Annotated in this window: 16 protein-coding genes; 5 read left to right on the top strand and 11 right to left on the bottom strand. The window is 71.6% G+C overall.

Annotation, left to right across the window (positions count from 1 at the left end; all coding sequences use genetic code 11):
- The first annotated feature begins 21 nt into the window (after positions 1-21).
- Positions 22-936 carry a VOC family protein gene (locus DVK05_RS01045; RefSeq protein WP_121561600.1) on the top strand — a complete coding sequence of 305 codons (915 nt, stop codon included), beginning with the start codon at positions 22-24 and terminating at the stop codon, positions 934-936.
- A 44-nt stretch (positions 937-980) separates the two neighbouring features.
- On the opposite strand, the gene DVK05_RS01040 is transcribed toward DVK05_RS01045, so the two are convergent.
- The 6 genes from DVK05_RS01040 to DVK05_RS01015 all read right to left on the bottom strand — a co-directional run bounded on the left by DVK05_RS01040 (position 981) and on the right by DVK05_RS01015 (position 7,485).
- The gene (locus DVK05_RS01040; protein WP_121561599.1) at positions 981-2,033 is read right to left on the bottom strand and encodes a sodium:calcium antiporter; all 1,053 of its coding nucleotides are present in this window, start codon (positions 2,031-2,033) and stop codon (positions 981-983) included.
- Between the two features lie 115 nt (positions 2,034-2,148).
- Positions 2,149-2,850: a phosphate signaling complex protein PhoU gene (phoU, locus tag DVK05_RS01035; protein WP_121561598.1), complete on the bottom strand. Its 702-nt coding sequence runs from the start codon at positions 2,848-2,850 to the stop codon at positions 2,149-2,151.
- The gene (gene pstB / locus DVK05_RS01030; protein WP_121561597.1) at positions 2,851-3,684 is read right to left on the bottom strand and encodes a phosphate ABC transporter ATP-binding protein PstB; all 834 of its coding nucleotides are present in this window, start codon (positions 3,682-3,684) and stop codon (positions 2,851-2,853) included.
- 1 nt (position 3,685) lies between these two features.
- Positions 3,686-5,452, bottom strand: a complete 1,767-nt coding sequence (pstA, locus tag DVK05_RS01025; RefSeq protein WP_121561596.1) for a phosphate ABC transporter permease PstA — start codon at positions 5,450-5,452, stop codon at positions 3,686-3,688.
- Complete coding sequence (gene pstC, locus DVK05_RS01020) at positions 5,452-6,426, bottom strand: phosphate ABC transporter permease subunit PstC (protein ID WP_121561595.1); 975 nt, start codon at positions 6,424-6,426, stop codon at positions 5,452-5,454. Before pstC ends, pstA begins: the two co-directional genes overlap by 1 nt.
- A gap of 57 nt (positions 6,427-6,483) precedes the next feature.
- Positions 6,484-7,485: a PstS family phosphate ABC transporter substrate-binding protein gene (locus tag DVK05_RS01015; RefSeq protein WP_121561594.1), complete on the bottom strand. Its 1,002-nt coding sequence runs from the start codon at positions 7,483-7,485 to the stop codon at positions 6,484-6,486.
- A gap of 193 nt (positions 7,486-7,678) precedes the next feature.
- Here DVK05_RS01015 and DVK05_RS01010 point away from each other — a divergent pair, with 193 nt between their 5' ends.
- Positions 7,679-7,975 carry a hypothetical protein gene (locus DVK05_RS01010; RefSeq protein ID WP_121561593.1) on the top strand — a complete coding sequence of 99 codons (297 nt, stop codon included), beginning with the start codon at positions 7,679-7,681 and terminating at the stop codon, positions 7,973-7,975.
- 73 nt (positions 7,976-8,048) lie between these two features.
- Here the strand turns inward: DVK05_RS01010 and DVK05_RS01005 are convergent, their stop codons facing one another.
- The 4 genes from DVK05_RS01005 to DVK05_RS00990 form a co-directional block, all read right to left on the bottom strand.
- Entirely contained in the window at positions 8,049-10,238 is a 2,190-nt protein-coding gene (locus DVK05_RS01005; RefSeq protein ID WP_121561592.1) for a (Fe-S)-binding protein, read from the bottom strand.
- 99 nt (positions 10,239-10,337) lie between these two features.
- On the bottom strand, positions 10,338-11,051 hold the full coding sequence (locus tag DVK05_RS01000; RefSeq protein ID WP_121561591.1) for an energy-coupling factor transporter transmembrane protein EcfT: 714 nt from the start codon (positions 11,049-11,051) through the stop codon (positions 10,338-10,340).
- Positions 11,048-11,797, bottom strand: a complete 750-nt coding sequence (locus DVK05_RS00995; RefSeq protein WP_121561590.1) for an energy-coupling factor ABC transporter ATP-binding protein — start codon at positions 11,795-11,797, stop codon at positions 11,048-11,050. The genes DVK05_RS01000 and DVK05_RS00995 overlap by 4 nt, the downstream gene beginning before the upstream one ends.
- 10 nt (positions 11,798-11,807) lie before the next feature.
- Positions 11,808-12,389, bottom strand: a complete 582-nt coding sequence (locus tag DVK05_RS00990; protein ID WP_053771813.1) for a biotin transporter BioY — start codon at positions 12,387-12,389, stop codon at positions 11,808-11,810.
- A 146-nt stretch (positions 12,390-12,535) separates the two neighbouring features.
- Between DVK05_RS00990 and DVK05_RS00985 the strand changes: the two genes are divergently transcribed.
- Positions 12,536-12,751 (top strand): type II toxin-antitoxin system ParD family antitoxin, encoded by a 216-nt coding sequence (locus DVK05_RS00985; RefSeq protein ID WP_121561589.1) that lies wholly within the window; start codon positions 12,536-12,538, stop codon positions 12,749-12,751.
- Complete coding sequence (locus tag DVK05_RS00980) at positions 12,744-13,463, top strand: queuosine precursor transporter (protein ID WP_121561588.1); 720 nt, start codon at positions 12,744-12,746, stop codon at positions 13,461-13,463. The genes DVK05_RS00985 and DVK05_RS00980 overlap by 8 nt, the downstream gene beginning before the upstream one ends.
- Before the next feature lie 39 nt (positions 13,464-13,502).
- On the opposite strand, the gene DVK05_RS00975 is transcribed toward DVK05_RS00980, so the two are convergent.
- A complete protein-coding gene (locus DVK05_RS00975) occupies positions 13,503-14,549 on the bottom strand; it encodes a hypothetical protein (protein ID WP_121561587.1) in 1,047 nt (348 codons plus the stop codon).
- A gap of 145 nt (positions 14,550-14,694) precedes the next feature.
- Here DVK05_RS00975 and DVK05_RS00970 point away from each other — a divergent pair, with 145 nt between their 5' ends.
- Positions 14,695-15,426, top strand: a complete 732-nt coding sequence (locus DVK05_RS00970) for a DUF5781 family protein (protein WP_121561586.1) — start codon at positions 14,695-14,697, stop codon at positions 15,424-15,426.
- Positions 15,427-15,450 lie beyond the last annotated feature (24 nt).

Below are 15,450 nucleotides of genomic sequence, written 5' to 3'. Positions count from 1 at the left end.
CGGGCGGACGTACCCTCACCGATGACCGACACCGACGACGCCCCGGCCGACGCCGCGGACGACGGCGGCGCGGGGCTGCCGCCCGAGACTCGGATCGGCCGCGCCGCGCTCCGGGTCGCCGACCTCGACGAGGCGACCGCGTTCTACCGCGACGTGGTCGGGCTCGCGGTCCTCGACCGCGACGCCGAGCGCGCGACGCTCGGGGCCGGCGGGACGCCGCTGCTCGTCGTCGAGCGCGACCCTGACCGCCCGGCCCGCGGCCGCACCGACGCCGGCCTCTTTCACACCGCGTTCCGCGTCCCGTCGCGGGCCGCGCTCGGCGAGGCGCTGGGCCGCGTCCGGGAGCGGTGGCGGCTCGACGGCGCCTCGGACCACCTCGTCAGCGAGGCGCTGTACCTCGACGACCCGGAGGGGAACGGGGTGGAGATCTACCGCGACCGCCCGCGCGAGGAGTGGCCGACCGACCCGGACGGGACGCCCCGGGTGGCGACCGACCCGCTCGACGTCGAGGGCGTCGCGGCGGCCGCGGACGGAGGCGCCGATCCCGGCGGCGTCGTCGACCGCGCTCCGGCCGGCACGGACGTGGGCCACGTCCACCTCGAAGTCGCCTCGCTCGCGGCGTTCGAGGCCGTCTACGTCGACGGCCTGGGCTTCGCGGTCGGAATGGCGGGACCGGACGTCCGGTTCGTCGCGGCCGGCGGGTACCACCACCACCTCGGCGCGAACACGTGGCGGGGGCGGACGACCCCGGCCGCGGGACGCGGGCTCGCGTGGTTCGAGGTGGTCGTCCCCGACGCGGCCGCGCTGGACGCCGTCCGGGCACGGCTCGACGCGGTCGCGGCCGAGCGCGACGCCGAGTTCGCCGTCGAGGCGCGCGGCGACGGGCTCGCGGTCACCGACGCCGACGGGATCGAGGTCCGGGTCCGGACGCCGTAGCGGGCCGCCACCGGCCCCTCCGCCCCGGTCGAGTCACCGGCCGGTCACCCGACGATGGTCCGGAGCGTCGACTCGGTCAGGAACGTGGTGACGCCGACGGCCTCGGTCGTCATCCACGCGAGGAATATCAGGTACATCGCGAGGAGGACGTACCCCTCCTCGGTGGTGAGTTCGAAGTCTGTCGCGGCCAGCACCACGACGACGAGGGTGGTGTAAAACAGGAACAGCATGAGCGGCACGGACGTGAGGAACCCGATCGAGACGCCGCCGGCGAGGACGACGCCGACCGGCAGCGCCGCGACGAGGTTGAACGTGTTCGTGCCGAAGACGTTCGCGATCGCCGCCCGCTGGTCGCCGGACTGGCCCATCTTCACGCCGACGAGCAGGTCGGGGAACGAGCTCAGCACCGACAGCACCGTCACGGAGACGAGGAACGGGGGCGCGTTCAGCGCGCCCGATATCTGGACCGTCATGCCCACCATCGACTCGACGCCGACGAGCACGACGACGAGCCCGGCCGCGAACAGCCCGGCCTGCTTCGGGACGTTCGTCGAGTCGGTCCGTTCCACGTCCGACGCGCCGCTCTTGCCCCCGACGAGCAAGACGACGTACACGCCGTACAACACGAGCAGCCCGACGCCCATCTGCGGGGTGATCCGCGCGAGCTCCCGGCCGTCGGTGCCGAGGACGCCCAAGGCGATGACGCCGAAGAGCGCGAGGACGGCGACCATGTAGAAGATGGCGTCGCGGTAGACGATCCCCTGCGTCGTCGTCGTGTCGCCGCTCGTGACCGCGACGGCGGCCGGGATGACCAAGATGTTGAACACCGCCGTCCCGATGAGCGCCCCGGCGCCGACGCCGAAGTCGCCGAGGACGAGCACCGAGATGACGATGATCGCGAGCTCGGGGAACGACGTGGCGGCCGCGACGATCAGCCCGCCCTGGATCGCCTGCGAGACCCCGAAGTGGTCGCTGATCTTCGAGGTCGTCGACTCGACGACGTTCGCGCCCTTCCAGGTCAGGAGGAAGCCGACGAATCCGAGCGCGATCCAGACGGGCAGCGGCTGGTCGCCGATGAGCTCCGCGAGTAACGTCACGAGGTACCGGTGCGCACGGAGCGGATTAGTGGTTCCGGAAGCGAGCGCACCCGACCCCGCGCCGGTCGCCCGGCCCGCCTCGCGCTCGCGGCGGAGCGGGCCGCGAACGCGCCGCTCAGTAGATCAGGTCGTCGTCGTTCTCGATCATGTACAGCGTCCGCGCCGCGACGTTGACCGCGTGGTCCGCGATCCGTTCGAGGTCGCGCACCGCGAGCAGCGCCTGCGACACCTCGTCGAGGGATGCTTCGAGCGCCTCGCCGTCGGTCGGCGCCGGGCCGTCGCGGGCCGCGTTGCGGGCGCGGTCGGCCTCCAGCAGCTCGCGGACGACCGCCTCGCTCGCCGCCCGACACCGGTCGTCGAACGCGTCGTCGCTGGCGGCAATCTCGCGGCAGGCGTCCGGGTCGCGCGCCGCGTAGGCCGCGACCGCGTCGGCGACCATCTCGCGGGCGGCGTCGCCGAGGTCGCGCACGTCGACCGCGGGGTGGACGCCGCCGTCCGGACCGCCGTACGCCGCGACGTTCGTCGCGAGGTCGGCGACCCGTTCGAGGTCGGTGATGATCTTGAACGAGGCGGCGACGAGCCGGAGGTCGCCGGCCACCGGCTGCTGAAGCGCCAGCAGCTCGGTACACTCGTCTTCCAGCGACAGGTACGTCTCGTTGACCTCGTGGTCGCTCTCGATCACCGAGCGGGCGAGCTCGTCGTCGCCGGAGACCGCGGCCTCGACGGCGTCGTCGAGCCGGTCGCAGACGGTCTCGCCCATCGCGACCACGCCGTCCCGGAGCGCGTCGAGCCGCTCCTGATAGTTCTCGCGGGGCATCTATCCGAACTTCCCGGTGATGTAGTCCTCGACGCGCTGCTCTTCGGGGTCCTCGAAGATCTTCGCGGTGTCGTCGTACTCGACCAGCTCGCCGCCCGTGAGGAAGACGGCCGTCCGGTCGGAGATGCGGGCCGCCTGCTGCATGTTGTGCGTGACGATGATGACGGTGTACTCCTCCGCGAGGTCGTCGATCAGGTCCTCGATCTTCGAGGCCGCGACGGGGTCGAGCGCGGAGGTCGGCTCGTCCATCAGGATGACCTCCGGGTCCGGCGCGATGGCGCGGGCGATACAGAGCCGCTGCTGTTGCCCGCCGGAGAGTTCGAGCCCCGAGGAGTCCAGCTGGTCTTTCACCTCGTCCCACAGCGCGGCGCCCTTCAGCGACTCCTCGACGCGCTGGTCGACGTCGCCGTCGAAGTCCTGGATCTTCAGGCCGTACGCGACGTTGTCGCGGATCGACTTCGGGAACGGGTTCGGCTTCTGGAACACCATCCCGATCTTCCGGCGTAAGGCGACGGGGTCGACGTCGTCGTCGTACACGTTCTTCCCGCCGAACTCCACGTCGCCCTCGACGCGGCAGATCTCGATCATGTCGTTCATCCGGTTGATGCACCGGAGGAACGTCGACTTCCCGCAGCCGGAGGGGCCGATGAGCGCGGTGACGCGCTTCTCCGGGATCTCCATCGTCACGTCGTCGATCGCCTGCTCGTCGCCGTAGAAGACGTCGAGGTTCCGGGCCGCCACCGCGGTGCCGGCGGCGGGCGCCGCGCGGTCGTCGTTCGAGTCCGCCTGTACCTCCGTCGTGATGAGCGAGTCGTCTGTTGTGCTGTTACTCATGTTAGCTCCCCCGTTCCGCGCGGTTCCGCAGCAGGATGGCCGTTCCGTTCATGCCGACGAGAATGATCAGCAGCGTGATAACGCCTGCGGCGACGACGCCGTACCGGAAGTCGGCCTGCGGGAAGCCGGCCCACGTGTAGATCTGCATCGGCATGGCGCTGAACCGGCTGAACAGGCTGTCCGGCGCCCGGAACACCGTCGTCGCCGCGCCGATCATGATCAGCGGCGCCGTCTCCCCGATCGCCCGGCCGAGCGCGAGGATCGTCCCGGTGAGGATCCCCGGCATCGCCTCGGGTAACACGACGTTCTTCGTCGTCTGCCAGCGCGTCGCGCCCATGGCGTCGGAGCCGCGCCGGAGGTCGTCCGGGACCGACCGGATCGCCTCCTGCGCGGAGATGATCGTGATCGGCAGGATGAGCAGCGACAGCGTCAGCGCCGCGGTCACCGCCGTCCCGATCCCGAGCCCGAGGAGGTTCGCGAACAGCCCCAAACCGAGGAGGCCGTAGACGACCGACGGGACGGCCGCGAGGTTCGCGATGTTGACCTGGAGGATCCGGGTCAGCGTCCCGAGCGGCCCGCTCTCCGGGGTGTACTCCTCCAGGAAGACGGAGGTGCCGACGCCGAGCGCGAACGACAGCACCGCGACCATCGCGATGATGATGACGGAGCCGACGATGGCCGGGTACAGGCCCGCCTCCGTCGGGGTCCGAGAGGGCGCCTCGGTGAGGTACGAGGGGTCGAGCCACGGGTCCGGCGCGGGGACCCCCAGCGCCTCGACGATCAGCGCCCCGGCGACCACGCCGGCGGCGAGCAGCAGCGGGAGCCCGAGCCCGGCGAGCCCCTCGCCGGCGTCGACGACGCGGGAGACGTACACCGCGGTCGGCACGCCGGTGAGGACGAGCGCGAGGAGGACCGTGGGGGCCGGCAGCCCGGCGCCCGCCGCCAGGAACCCGCCGGCGGTCGCGAGCGCGAGCGGGACGCCGCCGACGACGGCCCCGGCGGTTCGGCTCCGACGGTCGGCGACGAGGAGCGCCCCCGCGGCCGCGACCGGGACCGCGACGGTCCAGAGGTAGATGATGAGGTCGGAGGGGTACGTCGCGACCACGCCGCGGAGGATCACCGCGGCGACCAGTCCGACGAGTCCGGCCGGCGCCGCCGCGGTCCGCGCCCGCGCCTCGTCGCGGGCCCGGCCGAAGGCGTACAGTCCGACGGCTGGGAGGACGCCGAGGGTGTACGCGAGGAACCACAGCAGCGCGTCGAACACCAGGAACAGCGTGCCGACCGCGAGGCCGATGGCGACCCCGCCGACGAGCCGCCCCAAGAGCCCGAAGCCGACCGCGCCGACGCGGCCGCGGCTCCCGACGTACGCGAGGTACGCCGTGACGGGGGCGGCGACGACGAAGAGGTACGCGAGCTGCCAGTTGAGCCGCGGGATCGGCGTCACGAGCGCCTCGACCGCGGTGAAAAGCACCGCGACGGCGACGAGCCCGCCGCCGAGCGCGCCGAGCGCGCGCCGGGTGACCTCCGGGTCGTCCGCGCTGTACAGGCAGAACGCGAGGAACGGGACGACGAGCGTGAGGAAGTAGGTCAGCAGCCACGCGGGGCTGGCGTTCGCCAGGTCGAAGGCGTCGATGGCGACGTACACGAGCAGCACGCCGAGCGCGACGAGGCCGAAGACGCTCGCGCCGAACGAGAGGTACTCGAAGGCGATCCCCCGCACCCGGCTGACCTCGCCGAACCCGTCGGCGTTCGAGTTTTCGGTCGCCATCAGTACTCCTCCCGGTAGCGTTGTGCGATGATGTCACTGATCACGTTCATAACGAGCGTTACCGCGAACAGCGCGAGGCCGAGCGCGAACATGGAGTTGTACGGGAGCGTGCCGCCGGTGAGGTCGCCGCCGGTGATCTGGACCATCGCGACGGTGATCGTCATCCCGGACTGGAGGAGCACGTCGGCGGGGTTGACGAACGGGATCCCGAACAGCGCCTGTTGGACCTCGGGCATCCGCGCCTGCGCGCCCATCGCGACGACGACGATCATCGTCTCGCCGATGGCGCGGGAGACGGCGAGGATGTACGAGGAGGCGATCCCGGAGATCGACGCCGGGACGACGATGCCCGTCGACACCTCGAACTTGGTCGCGCCGAGCCCGTAGCCGGCCTGGCGCAGCTCGTCCGGCACCGCGCTCATGGCGTCCTCGGAGATCGACGACACCATCGGGATCGTCATGATCCCGACCATGATCGACGCCGCGAGCGCGTTGAACGTGCTCATCTCCGGGAACAGCGTCGCCTTCAGCGCGGGCGTGACGTACACCAACGCGAAGTAGCCGTACACGACCGTCGGGATCCCGGCGAGGATCTCGAGGAGAGGCTTCAGGATCGACCGGGCGTTCGGGGTCGCGTACTCGCTGAGGTAGATGGCGGTGAGCGTCCCGATCGGGATGGAGATGAACGCCGCGGTGATCGTCACCGTGATCGTTCCGATCAGCAGCGGGACGATCCCGAACACCTGCCCCCCGCCGGCCGGGTTCGGGCTCCAGTTGGTGCCGGTGAGGAACTCGGTGATCGGTATCGCCCGGAAGAACACCACCGCGTCGGACAGGAGGGTGACGAAGATCGCGGCCGTCGTGAGCAGCGTGATCGCCGCGCACGCCGCGAACAGGCCGCCGTAGGTTCCTTCCTTCAGTCGTGTGAGCCCGCCCCGCCGGCTCAGGTCGGGACTCTCTGTGCTGTCAGTCACGAACGGTGAGGTATCGAACGCTGTCGTAAATCAATACACCGGTTCATCGCGCGGGCGCTATCCCTGGGCCCGCTCGATCGCGTCTTCGAGCTTCTCCATCTGCGCTTCCTGCGTCTCCTCGGTGGCGGGCACGTACCCCACGTCGCCGGCGACGAGGTCCTCGTTCGTCGTCTGCTCGACGAAGTACCGGGCGAACTCCGCGATGTGCTCCTCGCCGAGCGACTCGATCGACGGGTAGGTGAACAGGGGCCGCGAGAGCGGCGTGTACTCGCCCGACGACGCCGTTTCGAGGCTCGGTTCGACCGGCCCGTCGCCGTCGTCGATCCCGAGCGCCTTCAGCTGGTCGGGGTTCTGGAAGTAGTACGCGAACCCGAAGTAGCCGATGGCGTACTCGTCGCCGGCGACGCCGTTGGCGATGCTGTTGTCCTGCTCGGTCGCCTGGTAGTCGCTGGTGTGGCCTTCCTCGCCGAGGATCGCCTCGATGAAGTAGTCGTAGGTGCCGGAGGTGTCGGCGGCGCCGAAGCGGTTTATCTCCTCGTTCGGGAACTCGTCGCGGACCTCGTCCCACGTCTGGGCGGGGTCCGACTTCCAGATCTGCGCGAGCTCCTCGGTCGTGAGCGAGTCGATCCAGTCGGCGTCGGGGTTGACGACGACCGTGAGCGCGTCGGTCGCCGCGATCAGTTCGATGTACTCGACGCCGTTCTCCGCGCACAGCTCCTCCTCGGCCGGCTGGATCGGGCGGCTGGCGTTGTTGAAGTCGGTGTCGCCCGTACAGAAGAAGTTCGAGAAGCCGCCGCCGGACCCGGTCGAACTGATGTCGGGGTCGACGCCGGGGTGCTCCTCGGCGAAGTCCTCCATGATCGCGCTCATCAGCGGGAACACCGTGCTCGAACCGGCGATGTTGATCGCTCCGGAGAGCTCGTCGCCGCCGTCCGAGCCGTCCCCGCCGTCGGAGCTCTGGGTACAGCCCGCGAGTCCCAGCGCCCCGGCGCCGGCGATCGCCGCGAGCGATTTGCGCCGTGTGATTCCCGTTGCGTCCGCGTCGTGGCTGGAAGCCATCACCAGTTGATGAGCGAGTTCCGGTTAAGTAGTATGCTATGAGCGGTACGGGGGAACGCGTACGGCCCGGTACGGGTACGTTTCTGTATGTTTCCTATATAGCGGTATATAGCCACCCGAGCGATGGTCGCGGCCGAGAAGCGAGCAGCCCGGGACGTAGTTTTAAGTCCCCGTACCGGGAGAACCCGGACGAATGACCCCTCCCACGACCGACGGGCCGCCCGCGCCGACGACCTCCAGGGAGGAGGCGTGGGTCGCCCACGCCGCGCTGATCGACGCCGCGACCGCCGCCACCGACGACGACAGGCCGTACCACCGTTCGATCGAGTCGATAGAGCGGGGCGCGGCACTCGACGACGAGGGAATCGCCCTGCTCAGAGACGCGCTCGTCGACTACCTCGGCGACGCGCCGGTCCGCGACCGCGCCCCCGGGCGGGCGCTGTTGCGGCGCACCGACGACGCGGTCGACGCGCGGTCGAGCCACGCGTAGGACCGACGGACGCTGGGTGCGAGTCCCCGCCGCGAGAGGCTCAGCCCCGACCGAGAGCGGCGAATTCCGGCCGCTACGAGCCGGCCTCCACCGCCTCGATCAGCAGCTCCGCGACGTCGACGATCTCCACGTCGTCCTCGAAGTTCCCCGTCTTCCGACCGTCCTCGAACATCGTCGTACACATCGGGCAGGCGACGACGAACTTCTCTATCGCGGCGCCCGCGTCGGTGTCCTCGACCGCCTCGCGGAGGCGCTCCTCGCTCGGCTTGACCGCCTCGTCGTGTTCGGTCCAGAGGCCGCCGCCGCCGCCGCCACAGCAGAACGAGTCGTCCCGCGAGCGGGGCATCTCGTAGAGGTCGGCGCCGGTCGCCCGGATCAGCTCGCGGGGCGCCTCGTACTCGTCGTTGTACCGGCCGAGGTGGCAGGGGTCGTGGTAGGTGACGGTGTAGTCGAGCTCGTCGCCGGCGAGGCCGAGCCGCCCCTCGTCGACCAGCTCCTCGACCACCTGCGTCCAGTGGAACACGTCGACCGCGCCGTCCGCGTTCCACGGCTCCTCGCGGTCGAACGGCATCATCGGGTCGTCCGCGAACTCCGCGAAGTCGACCTCGGGGTACTCGTTTTTGATGGTGTTGTACGAGTGCGGGTCGGTACAGACGATGTTCTCGAACTCGCAGTCCGCGAACGTCTCGACGTGGTGACCGGCGAGTTCGAGGTAGAGGAACTCCTCGCCGATCCGCCGGATGTCGTTGCCGTCCGTCTTCTCGTCGTCGAACAGGATGCCGAACGACACGTCGGCCTCGTCGAACAGGCGGGCGAGCGCGCGGGCGACCTTCTTGTTCCGGTCGTCGAAGCTCGGGTAGTCGCCGACGTACCAGAGGTACTCGACCTCGGTCTCGCGGGCGTCCGGCACGTCGACGGCGTCGTCGAGGTCGTCGGTCCAGTCGCCGCGGGCCGACTGCGACTCCCCGAAGGTGTTCCCCTTCCCCATCACGTCTTGGAACACGTCCTGGAGGTTCGAGTCGACTGCCCCCTCGTCGACGAGCTGGCGGTTCATCTTCGTGAAGGAGGTGAGGTGTTCGATGTCGACGGGGCAGGCGTCCATACACGCCATACAGGACATACACGACTCCATCGACTCGGCGTCGATGACGCCGCCCTCGTCGGCGACGATGGGGACCGTGCCGCCGTCGCTGGCGGCGGCAGTCCCGCCGTCCGTCGCCATCGGCCCGTCACCCCGCCCGCTCCCCGCGACCGGGTCGTCGCTCACCGACTCGCGGTACGACTTCAGGTCGAGGATGACGTTCCGCGGGTCGAGGTTCCGGCCGACGGTGTCGGCGGGGCAGGCGTCGGTACACCGCCCGCACTTGGTACAGGCGTCGCCGTCCATCAGCTCCTTCCACGTGAAGTCGTCGAGCGACTCGGCGTTGGTGTGATCGAGGTCCGCGGGGACGTTCGGGAGCCGCGCGCCCGCCTTCTCGTCGCGGGCGACGACGTTCGCGAACGACGAGATCATGTGGAACGGCTTCGCGTAGGGGATCCACGCGACGAACGCGAACGCGAGCAGCGAGTGGCTCCACCAGAGGGCGCCGTATATCGCCTCCGCGCCCGCGGCCGTGAGCCCGGCCGCCTCCAGCCCGGTCGCGAGCGCCATCCCGACGAAGCTCACGGTCTCGGTCGCCCGCTGCGGCTGGCCGACCATGCTCACGCCCTCGACGAGGAAGCCGCCGACGCCGAGGAGGAACAGCGTCCAGACGAACGCGTCGTCCTCGAGGGAGGTGTGTTTGCCCCACAGCCGCCCCTCGCGCCGCCGGTAGCGGCGGAACGCGGCCATGCCGACGCCGACGACGAACAGCAGGCCGAACGCGTCGACGGCGAACTGGTAGGCGAGGTAGAAGTCGCCGACCCAGAACGACTCGCCGGTGAGCGGGCGGTAGAGGTCGATGTCGATCCCGAGGATCGTCGTCGCGACGAGCAGGACGAGGAACCCCCACAGCACGAACGTGTGCATCACGCCGGTGTAGAGGTCCCCGTCGAACTGGTTCTCGTTCGCGAGGACGGTCTTCGTCGCGGCGGCGACCCGGCCGGGAAGGTTCGACAGCCGGTCCCGCGGGTCGGCGCCGCCGCGTGCGTACGCCGCGAACCGCGCGTAGACGCCGTACAGAAAGACGAGGACCGCGACGGCGGCGAGCCAGTAGAACGCCGCCTTCCCTACCGGACCGATCGTCCAGAAGGTCTCTCGGGTGGCCGCCTGTAGGGGAGTCATGATCGATCACCGGGATACGGCGAGGTTAAAACTTGCCACAACGCGGCGGTCGTCGCTCGGCGTTCACCCGACCCGAGGCGGTCGCCCCCGGCGGGGCGCTCACGCGATCCGCAGGACGGCGGCCGCGAACAGGCACCCGGCGAGCGCCAGCGCCGGGGCGTCGACGCGGCGGAACGCCAGCCGCGGGAGCGTCGGGTTCCACGCGAAACAGCGGGCGACGAGCGCCGTCCCGAGCCGGTCGGCCCGGGAGAGCGCGCGGTCGATCCCCGCGACGGCGACGATCCGCATCCGGTCGCGGACGGGGCGCTCGTCGCCGAGGCGCGCCCGCATGGCGTCGCGCGCCGCGAACAGGTCGCGCCGCAGGAGCGGCAGGAACCGGAAGACGAGCGCGACGCCCGCGCCCAGGAAGACGCCCGGGCGCCCCGGTATCGTCCGCTGGACCGCCGCGCGCGACTCGCGGACCGGCGTCGACCGGACGTACGCGGCCGCGACGACCAGGATCAGGAAGACGCGGTAGCTCGCGAGCCCCGTGTCCGCCGCGCGCTCGACCCGAAACCACGGCGCGCCGAGGGTCGCGCCGGCCACCAGCGGCGCGACGAGGAGGAACGGCAGCGCGACCCGGTACGCCCAGAGGTCGCGGGCGCCGCCGTCGGCCGCGAGGAGGCAGGCGGCGGCGAGGGGGGTGAGGACGGCGAGCCCGCGCGGCGTGGTGTACGCGTACGCCGCCGCCGCGAAGGCGACCTGGACGAGCAGCTTCGAGCGCGGGTCGAGGCGGTGGCCGACCGAGTCGCCGGGGACGTACGACAGCGTCATCCGTCGCTGGGTCGGGGCTCGGCGGGGTCGCCCTCGGGGACGCGCACGTCGAGCCCCGGGAGCGCCGCGGCGGCCTCGGCCGGCGGGGTGTCGACCGCGACGCGGCCGTCCGCCAGGCCGACGACGCGGTCGGCGAGCCCGAACACGTCCCGGAGGTCGTGGGTGACGACGACGACGCCGGTCCCCTCGCGGCGGAGCGCGCGGAGCCGCTCGATCACCGAGCGACGCGCCGGCTCGTCGAGGCCGGTGAACGGTTCGTCCAAGACGAGGTGGTCGGGCTCCATCGCCAGCGCGCCGGCGATCGCGACCCGCTCGCGCTCGCCGCCCGACAGCGACGCGATCCGGTCGGTCTCGCGGCCGGTCATGTTGACGGCGTCGAGTGCGGCCTCGACGCGGCGGTCTATCTCCGCGTGCGCGAGGCCGAGGTTCTCCGGCCCGAAGGCCACGTCGGCGCCGACGGTCGCCGCGACGAACTGGTCCCGGGGGTCCTGGAACACCATCCCGACCGCGGTCCGGGCCGCGACGAGGTCGGTCTCGACGGGGGTCCCGTTGACCGCCACGCGGCCGGCGTCGGGGTCGACGAGCCCGTTGAACGTCCGGACCAGCGTCGTCTTTCCGGAGCCGTTCGCGCCCGCGACGATCAGGAACTGGCCGTCGGGGATCGAGAGGGAGACGTCGTCGACGGCCGTGACGCCGCCCTCATCGGCCCCGTCGTACCGACAGGTGACCTCCCGGACCTCGATCACGGCGGGCCCCTCACCGCGCCGCGATCGCGTCCGACCGGACGATGCCGATCGCCGCGGCCATCTTCGCGCCCTCCGCCGGGAGGAAGACGACGGCGCCCTGGATCACCGACTCGGCGAGGGTGAGATCGAGCGTCAGGTAGAGGCCGGCGACCCCCATCGCGTAGACGACGACCGTCCCCGCGGTCATGGCGGCCACGAGGAGCGGGGCGGAGACGGCGTCGAGGTCGCGGAGGGCGGCGCCGCGGTGGGCGATCGCCCCCACGAGTCCGGCCGCGAGCGGGTACGACCAGAGGTAGCCGCCGGTCGCACCCACGAGCTCGCCGAAGCCCGCCGCGCCGCCGGAGAACACCGGCGCGCCGAGCGCCCCGGCCGCGAGGTAGAGGACCAGCGCGGCGGCGCCCCAGACGGGGCCGAGGAAGATCCCGGCGAGGAACACGCCGAGCACCTGGAGCGTGACGGGCGCGGGCGACACCGGGAACGGGAACGATACGTACGCGAACGCGCCGACGAGCGCCGCGAACAGCGCGGCGCGCGCGAGGTTCGTCGCCGCCTCGTCGCCGACGAGGTCGACGGACTCCGTGTTCGTTGCCATGGCTGAACGGACTCGTAAACTCACTTCAACGTAGCGGTTTACGAGTTCGACGCGGCCCGAATGGCACCGAGTTCGACTACCGCGAGAGTCCTCGGATAATCCTCGGATAATAACGTTCATCCCCGCCCGGCGTCCACGAGACGAGTATGCCCAAGATAAGCGTCGAGATCCCGGCGGAGCTGCTCGCCGACCTCGACGAACACGTCGGCGACGACGGGAAGTTCGTGAACCGCAGCGACGCGGTGCGCGCGTCGATCCGCAAGAACCTCGACCTGCTCGACGAGATCGACGCCCGCCACGACCGGCTCGACGGCGACCGCACGTCGACCGCGGCCGAGTCGGGCGGAGGGACCGATGAGTAGTCGGACCGCTGCCGGCGGGAGCGGCCCCTTCCGGACCGACCCCCTCGACCGGTCGGCGGTCGCGGCGGTCGGGCTGATCACGCTGTTCACCGTCGCGCTCGCGACCGCGCAGCTCACGGCCGCGAAGGTGCTGGCGCTGCCGCTCCCGGTCGCGCTGCCGGTCGTCGGGCCGGAGATCCTGCTGCCCGGCGCGGCGCTGGCGTACGCGCTCACGTTCCTGGCGTCGGACTGCTACGCGGAGCTGTACGGGCGGCGGGCGACGCAGGTGGTCGTCAACGTCGCGTTCCTCGCGAACTTCCTCGTGTTGGCGCTCGTGTGGTCGACGCTCGCGGCGCCCGGGGTCGACCCCGAGGTGTCGGCCGCCTTCCAGACCGCGCTCGGCCCCGCGGCGAACATCGTCGCCGGGAGCCTGCTGGCGTACGTCGTCAGTCAGAACTGGGACGTGTTCGTCTTCCACGCGATCCGCGACCGCACCGGCGAGCGCATGCTGTGGCTCCGCAACCTCGCGTCGACGGCGACGAGCCAGGCGATAGACACCGTCATCTTCGTCGGCGTCGCCTTCTACGTTGCGCCGACCCTGCTCGGCGCCGGTCCGGTGTTCGGGCCCTCGGCGCTGCTCGCGCTCGGCCTCGGTCAGTACATCCTGAAGCTCGGGATCGCGGTCCTCGACACGCCGGTCGTCTACCTGATCGTCGGCGCGGTCCGGAACTGACCGCGTCGCTCGCTCCGCGGTAGCCCTTTCTCGCGACCGTCAGCCGACCGCGAGCGCCCGCGCCGCCCGGTCCGGGAGGTCGACCGGGACCTGCTCGAAGGAGTCGCCCGCGTCGCGGGTGACGAAGAGCCCGCGGTTCGAAAGCGCCCAGACCTCCCCGGCGGTCCGACCCCCGGCCAGCACCGCCCGGTAGGTGCCCTCGCCCGTCGGGAACCCGCGGTCGTCGAGGCGCTCGAACGCGCCGGGACCGCGCTCGGAGTCCGCCGCTCCTCCCTCCTCGCCGCGCCGGTAGCGGTAGAGGTAGCTCTCGCCGCGGCGGTGGGCGGCCGTCGCGCCCGCGGCCGCGCTGACAAAGGCGGTGTCGGGGTCGCCCGGGTCGACCGCGAGCCCCCAGGCGTACCCGTGGTCGAGGCCGGCGTCGGGGACGCGCCACGAGTCGCCGCGGTCGTCGCTCTCGGCGAAGCCGTCGCCGGCCGCGGCGTAGACGCGGTCGGGCGCGTCCGGGTGGGTCGCCATCGCGTGCGTGTCCCGCCGGGCGCCCGCCGGGCGGTCGGTCCACGTCGCGCCGCCGTCCGCGGTCACGGCGAGCGCGCCCGCCTCGATACCGACGAGCCACCGCTCGGGGTCGGCCGGGCAGGGCTCGATCCACCGCACGTGGTGGGTGTCCGGCCGGGGCGGGAACGACCACTCGTCGGCGGAGGGGAGGTCCGTCAGGCCGTCGACCGGATCGGCCGTCTCGCCGCCGTCGGCGGAGCGGTACGTCCGCGAGGGCTCCGTCCCGATCCAGACGACCGCGGGGTCGTGCGGGCTCGTCGCGACCGCGGTCACCGCGTCGGGACCGGACCCCTCGGGGCCGAGCGTCGAGGCGGCCGCGCGGGCGAACCGCTCGCCGCCGTCGACGGACCGGAACAGCCCCGCGTCGAACGTCCCCGCGAGGACGCGCGGTCGCCCGGGGCCGTCGCCCCCGTCCTCGCGGCGCGTGATGGAGAGGCACTCGACGCGCTGGCCGGAGAGGCGCGTCTCGACCGCGCCGGTCGCGGGGTCGACGATCCGGAGGCCGTCGTCGTAGGCCGCGTAGATGCGCATGGATCGGGGTTCGGCCAGGAGGCCCAAAAGCGTACGCCGGCGCATCCCGGCAGGAAGGCCTCGGTTCGTCGACTTCGGACGCGAGCGGAACCGGGGTTCGACGAGCGCAAGAGACTTATCGCGGCCGCCCGTGTTAACCGTACGCATGGATCTTCGCGTCCAGGGGGACGTACCCCCCGACCCGTTTCTCGGCGCCGCGGACCTCTTCGAGACCGAGCGCTCCGTGGAGGCGCCGGTCCGCGTCGTGGTCCGCGAGGACCCGGACGAGCGGACCTGGGCCGGCCACTACGACGACCACCACGTGCTGAACGTCTCCCGGCGGGCCGCCACGAGCGCGATGGCGCGCGAGCTGGCGATCCACGAGCTCGCGCACATGGCCCGGTACGAGGAGGGCCACCCCTCGCACCTCCAGTCGACGGAGGAAGCGCTGTACCTCGGGCTCTCCGGCGAGACGGTGGAGCGCCGCAAGCTCGCGCACTGCTACCAGATCGCGAACCACATGAAAGACATCTACGCCGACGACATCACGCTCTCGGTGGCGCCCGCGGACAAGCTGCTCGGGTTCCTCGAATCCACGCTGGCGGCCGCGGTCGCGGACCGCCCCGACGTGTCGCGCACCGGCTCGCCGCCGGTGACGGCGGGGGCCGACCCCGAAATAACGGCCGTCAACGCGGCGTTCGCGCTGGCGCTGGTCGAGCGCCACGGCATCGCGGGGCCCGACCACCGCATCTACGACCTCGCGCGCGCCGCCGGGAGCGACACCGACGCCGTCGACGTCGACGCGTTCAAGGAGCGCTTCCTCGACCTCGGCCACGACCCCTCCAAGAGCGACTACCGGAAGGCGCTCGTCGCCGCCGCCCGCGCCTACGCGGTCTGAAGCGGGGTAGCGCGTCGCTCGCGG

Origin of the sequence: Halorubrum sp. Atlit-8R (assembly GCF_003666025.1) — an archaeon.
Classification (GTDB): Archaea; Halobacteriota; Halobacteria; order Halobacteriales; family Haloferacaceae; genus Halorubrum; species Halorubrum salinarum.
Note: the sequence above shows the minus strand (reverse complement) of the source record. Positions and strands in the feature narration are given on the sequence as shown.